This window comes from Micromonospora sp. ATA51, assembly GCF_016802855.1.
In the GTDB taxonomy this organism is placed as follows: domain Bacteria; phylum Actinomycetota; class Actinomycetes; order Mycobacteriales; family Micromonosporaceae; genus Micromonospora; species Micromonospora sicca.
In genome coordinates this window covers 1-4,528 of record NZ_JAEVHJ010000431.1, presented here as the reverse complement: position 1 = coordinate 4,528, position 4,528 = coordinate 1, and the positions used below count along the sequence as shown (strand labels likewise).

Sequence of the window (4,528 nt, the reverse complement as noted above, 5' to 3'; positions counted from 1 at the left end):
GCCCGGCGCACGTGGTGGAGTTCGCCCCGCCGCACAACATGGCCATCGGCGAGGAGACCCCCTGGGGGATCGGCACGCCCCTGACCGACCTGGTCCCCGACACCACCGTCGCCCGGTACGCCGAGGGCGAGGCGCCCGCCGACCCGACCGCCGGCGCGGCCGGCCGCCCCGTCCGTGCTGGTCGTGCGGGACCTGCACCGGCACGACTGGATGCGGGCCGCGGTGAGCCGCGGGCTGGCCGCCCGCCCGGACGCCGTCGTCGTGGAGCTCGGCGTCCCGGAGCTGGTCACCGGTGCCGTCCACGTCGCCACCCACGGCGCCCACCCGGGCGCCGCCCGCGCCGCCGTCGAACTCCTCACCGGCGCCCGCTGAGCCGCCGGCGCGGCCCGGTCAGGACTCGGCGACCACCAGGTCGGCGTACTCCGGGTGGCGCTCGATGAAGGCCGCCACGAAGGGGCACTTCGCCACCAGCCGCCCGCCGCGCTCGCGGATCTGGTCCAGGGTGCCCCGGATCAGGGCCGACCCCACCCCCATGTTCTGGAACCGCTCGTCCACCTCGGTGTGGGTGAAGACCAGCAGCTCGCCGCGCGGGATGTACGCGGTGAACCCGGCCAGCGCGTCGTCGACCAGGATCTCGAACCGGTGCTTGGCGGGGTTCTCCTCGACCAGGAAGCTCACCGGGCCATTCTCTCCCCGTCGGCGACGATCCTGTCCAGTTCGGCGAGCAACCGGTCCACCTCGTCCACCGTGTTGTAGTGGTACACGCTGGCCCGGACCGCCCCGCCGCCGTCGCGCAGCCCCATCGTGCGGAAGTACTCGTAGGCGTAGTAGTCGCCGGAGGAGAGGCAGCAGCCGGCCGCGCCCAGCGCCGCCGCCGTGTCGGCCGGCGCCAGCCCGGCGACGCGGAAGGACACCGTCGGGCAGCGCCGGGCCGGGGAGCCGTAGATCGTCACCGCCGGCCGTGCGGTCAGCCCGGACAGCAGCCGGTCGAAGACCGCCTCCTCGTGAGCCTGGGCGGCGGCCAGGCCGGCGCGGACGCGTTCCCGCCGGCTGCCGGTGGCGTCCGGGTCGAGCGTGGCCAGGTGGTCCACCGCGGCGGCCACCCCGGCCAGCATCGGGAAGCTCGGGGTGCCGTACTCGAACCGGTCCGGGACCGCGTCGGAGGAGGGGAGCAGCTTCGTCGGGCGCAGCTGCGCCCATCGGGCCGGGTCGGCGACCATCGCGGCCAGGTGCGGCCCGGACCACTTGTACGCGCTGGTCACCAGGAAGTCCGCGCCCAGCGAGGCGAGATCGGTCGGGCCGTGCGGCACCGCGTGCACCCCGTCGACGCAGACCAGCGCGCCGACCGCGTGCGCGGTCTTCGCGATCGCGGCGACGTCCGGCGCGGTGCCGATCGCGTTGCTGCCGCCGGTCACGGCGACCACCCGGGTCCGCTCGCCGACCAGGTCGGCGTACTGGCCGGCGGGCAGCTCACCGGTCGCCGGGTCGAACTCCGCCCAGCGCACGGTGGCGCCGGCCGCCTCGGCCGCCTGCACCCAGGGCCGCACGTTCGCGTCGTGGTCCAGCCGGGAGACCACCACCTCGTCGCCCGGCCGCCAGGCCGCGCCGAGCGTCCGGGCCAGGGTGTACGTCAGCGCCGTGGCGCTCGGCCCGAGCACCACGCCCTCCGGCCGCGCGCCGAGCAGGTCCGCCACCGCGGACCGGGCGGCCGCGACCAGGTCCAGCGACCGCCGGCCGGGCACGAAGGCGCTGCTGCGGTTGCCGGTCGCCGCGCCCATGGCGGCGGTGACCGCCTCGATCACCGGCCGGGCGGTCTGGGTGCCGCCGGCACCGTCGAAGTGGGCGAAGCCCTCGGTCAGGGCGGGGTACGCGGCCCGCGTGCGGGCGATGTCGAACGGCATGCCGGGACCCTAACGCGCCCGCGGAATGATCTCCGACGGTGGCGGTGTCGCCGGCATCTCGTACCCTTGGCCGGTGACGAACCCACGTGCCTTCCCCTCGCAGACCCCCACCCGCCGCGCCGCCGGCCTGCTGGCCGGCCTGGCGCTCGGCGTCGCGCTGCTGGCCGGCTGCAGCTCGGAGGGCGCCTCCACCGACTGCGGGCTGGACGCCTGCACGGTCACCTTCGACCGTGGCGTGGACGCGAGCGCCACCATTTTCGGCGTCGAGGCCAAGCTGATCGGCGCCCAGGGTGACCAGGTCACCGTCGAGGTCGCCGGGGAGCAGCTCTCGCTCACCGTCGGCCAGCAGGCCACCGAGGCCGGCGGCTTCGCGGTCAGCCTGGACAGCGTCACCGACCAGCAGGTCAAGATCCGCGTGGCGCGCAATCCCAACAGCTGAGCTGGCCAGGGCGGCGTTGGCCGACGTTTGGAAATTTTCCCATCCGGAGATTGAGGCGCCATGTCACTCACCCGGAACGCCGGAGCCACCGCCGCCCAGGCCGCGAACAGCAGGTGGCTTGAACTGTTGACCCGGGCCGGATTCATCGGCTACGGGATCGTGCATCTTCTCTTCGCCTGGCTCGCGCTGCAGATCGCGTTCGGCAAGTCGGGTGAGGAGGGCAACCAGAACGGCGCGCTGCGCACCCTGGGTGCCCAACCCCTCGGGACGTTCCTGCTGATCACGATCGCGGTCGGCCTGGTCGCCATGGCGATCTGGCAGGCCCTGGAGGCGGCGTTCGGGCACCGCACGCTGCGGGACAAGGACCGGCTCTTCGAGCGGATCGCCTCCGTCGTCCGCACCGTGGTCTTCCTCTGGCTCGCCTGGACCGCCGTCAAGGTCTTCCAGGACGCCAGCTCCAGCAGCGCCGACAAGCAGCAGGCCCTGTCCGAGAAGCTGATGACGTCCACCGGCGGTCGCTGGCTGGTCGGGCTCGCCGGTCTGGTCATCGCCGCCGTCGGCATCGGGATGGTCGCCTACGGGCTGAAGAAGAAGTTCGAGCGGAACCTCAAGATCGGCGAGATGAGCCCGAAGACCCACACCCTGGCCCGTCGCCTCGGCATGGCCGGGTACGCGGCACGCGGCGCCGTCTTCGCCGTCGCCGGACTCCTGGTCGTGGTCGCCGCCGTCAACTACGACCCGGAGAAGGCGCGCGGCCTGGACGCCGCCCTGCGGACCCTGCGTGACCAGCCGTGGGGTCAGGGGATCCTCACGCTGATGGGGCTCGGCATCGCCGCCTTCGGCGTCTACTGCTTCCTCCAGTCCCGGTACCGGAAGGTCTGACCTGGTCGATTCCGCGACCGCCGGGCACCATTGGGCCTTTGCCCGATGCGTCACCGCCCGGCTGGAGGGAGAAACGCCTGTGCAGGGCTACCTCGAAACGATCGTCGCCGCGCTCGGAGCGGCGGCGATCGCTTTGTTGCTGGTCGAGGTGGTGCACCGGGTGACCCGCCGGCTCGGCCGGCGTTCGCTGCTGATGACCGAGCTCACCGAGCACTCGCACCGCCCGTTCCAGGTGACCGCCGTCGTGCTCGCCGTGCAGCTAGCCGTCCGGTTCAGCACCGGGTACGCGGTCGGCACCCCATGGCGCCAGCTCGTGCTGCACGTGCTCGCGCTGTGCCTGATCGCCGCCGCGTCCTGGCTGGTCGCCTCGCTGCTGGTGGTGATGGAGGACACCGCGCTGGCCCGGTTCCGGGTGGACGTGCCGAACAACCGGCACGCCCGCCGGGTGCGGACCCAGGTGGTGCTGCTGCGCCGGCTCACCATCGCCGTGATCGTCATCCTCGCCGTCGGCGTGATGCTGATGACCTTCCCCGCCGTACGCGGCATCGGCGCCGGCGTGCTGACCAGCGCCGGTGTGGTCGGTGTGGTCGCCGCGCTCGCCGCGCAGAGCCTGCTCGGCAACGTCTTCGCCGGCCTCCAGCTCGCCTTCAGCGACGCGGTACGCCTCGACGACGTGGTGGTGGTCGAGGGGGAGTGGGGCCGGATCGAGGAGCTGACCCTCAGCTACGTGGTGGTGCAGATCTGGGACGACCGCCGGTTGATCCTGCCCACCTCGTACTTCACCAGCACGCCGTTCCAGAACTGGACCCGGACCGAGGCGGCGGTCCTCGGCACCGCCGAGTTCGACGTCGACTGGTCGATCCCGGTGCAGGCGATGCGGGAGGAGCTGCGCCGGCTGGCCGAGTCCAGCGAGCTGTGGGACGGCCGGGTCTGCGTACTCCAGGTCACCGACGCGACCGGCGGCATGATCAAGGTCCGGGCGCTGGTCAGCGCCGCGGACGCCGGAAGCCTCTGGGACCTGCGCTGCCTGGTCCGCGAGCACCTGGTGGCCTGGGTGCGCGACCACCGGCCGACCGCGCTGCCCCGGATGCGCGCCGAGGTCGGCGACGCCTCCGGCGCCCTGCCGTGGCAGGTGGTCCAGCCGCGCCGACCGGTCCGCCGGCTCCCCGACACCGACGTCCCGGACGACGCCCGGGTCTTCGGCGGCAGCGACGACGGCGAGGCCCGCAGCGAGGTCTTCGTGGGCCCCGAGGAACCCGCCGACACCCGCCGCTGACCACCGCGCCGTCCCCCCCGGAGCCCCCGG

General features: G+C 73.6%; 5 protein-coding genes and 1 pseudogene. 4 read left to right on the top strand and 2 right to left on the bottom strand.

Going from position 1 to position 4,528, the window contains the following annotated elements:
* Positions 1-372, top strand: a pseudogene (locus JNW87_RS35185) (glycoside hydrolase family 3 protein); the annotation flags it as partial.
* A gap of 18 nt (positions 373-390) precedes the next feature.
* On the opposite strand, the gene JNW87_RS35180 reads toward JNW87_RS35185, so the two are convergent.
* Both JNW87_RS35180 and JNW87_RS35175 read right to left on the bottom strand, forming a co-directional pair.
* Complete coding sequence (locus JNW87_RS35180) at positions 391-678, bottom strand: GNAT family N-acetyltransferase (RefSeq protein ID WP_238455176.1); 288 nt, start codon at positions 676-678, stop codon at positions 391-393.
* Positions 675-1,901, bottom strand: a complete 1,227-nt coding sequence (locus JNW87_RS35175; protein ID WP_109803431.1) for a cysteine desulfurase-like protein — start codon at positions 1,899-1,901, stop codon at positions 675-677. The genes JNW87_RS35180 and JNW87_RS35175 overlap by 4 nt, the downstream gene beginning before the upstream one ends.
* 73 nt (positions 1,902-1,974) lie before the next feature.
* On the opposite strand from JNW87_RS35175, the gene JNW87_RS35170 reads away from it, so the two are divergent.
* From JNW87_RS35170 to JNW87_RS35160, 3 genes are all read left to right on the top strand, one after another.
* Positions 1,975-2,340, top strand: a complete 366-nt coding sequence (locus JNW87_RS35170) for a hypothetical protein (RefSeq protein ID WP_109803433.1) — start codon at positions 1,975-1,977, stop codon at positions 2,338-2,340.
* A gap of 60 nt (positions 2,341-2,400) precedes the next feature.
* The gene (locus tag JNW87_RS35165; protein ID WP_109803430.1) at positions 2,401-3,222 is read left to right on the top strand and encodes a DUF1206 domain-containing protein; all 822 of its coding nucleotides are present in this window, start codon (positions 2,401-2,403) and stop codon (positions 3,220-3,222) included.
* Between the two features lie 79 nt (positions 3,223-3,301).
* A complete protein-coding gene (locus tag JNW87_RS35160; RefSeq protein ID WP_109803429.1) occupies positions 3,302-4,498 on the top strand; it encodes a mechanosensitive ion channel family protein in 1,197 nt (398 codons plus the stop codon).
* The last annotated feature ends 30 nt before the right edge of the window (positions 4,499-4,528 follow it).

Bases quoted from the DNA above. Each gene is read 5' to 3' on its own strand.
- JNW87_RS35175 (WP_109803431.1), bottom strand. From the start codon at position 1,901: ATGCCGTTCGACATCGCCCGCACGCGGGCCGCGTACCCCGCCCTGACC.
- JNW87_RS35165 (WP_109803430.1), top strand. From the start codon at position 2,401: ATGTCACTCACCCGGAACGCCGGAGCCACCGCCGCCCAGGCCGCGAAC.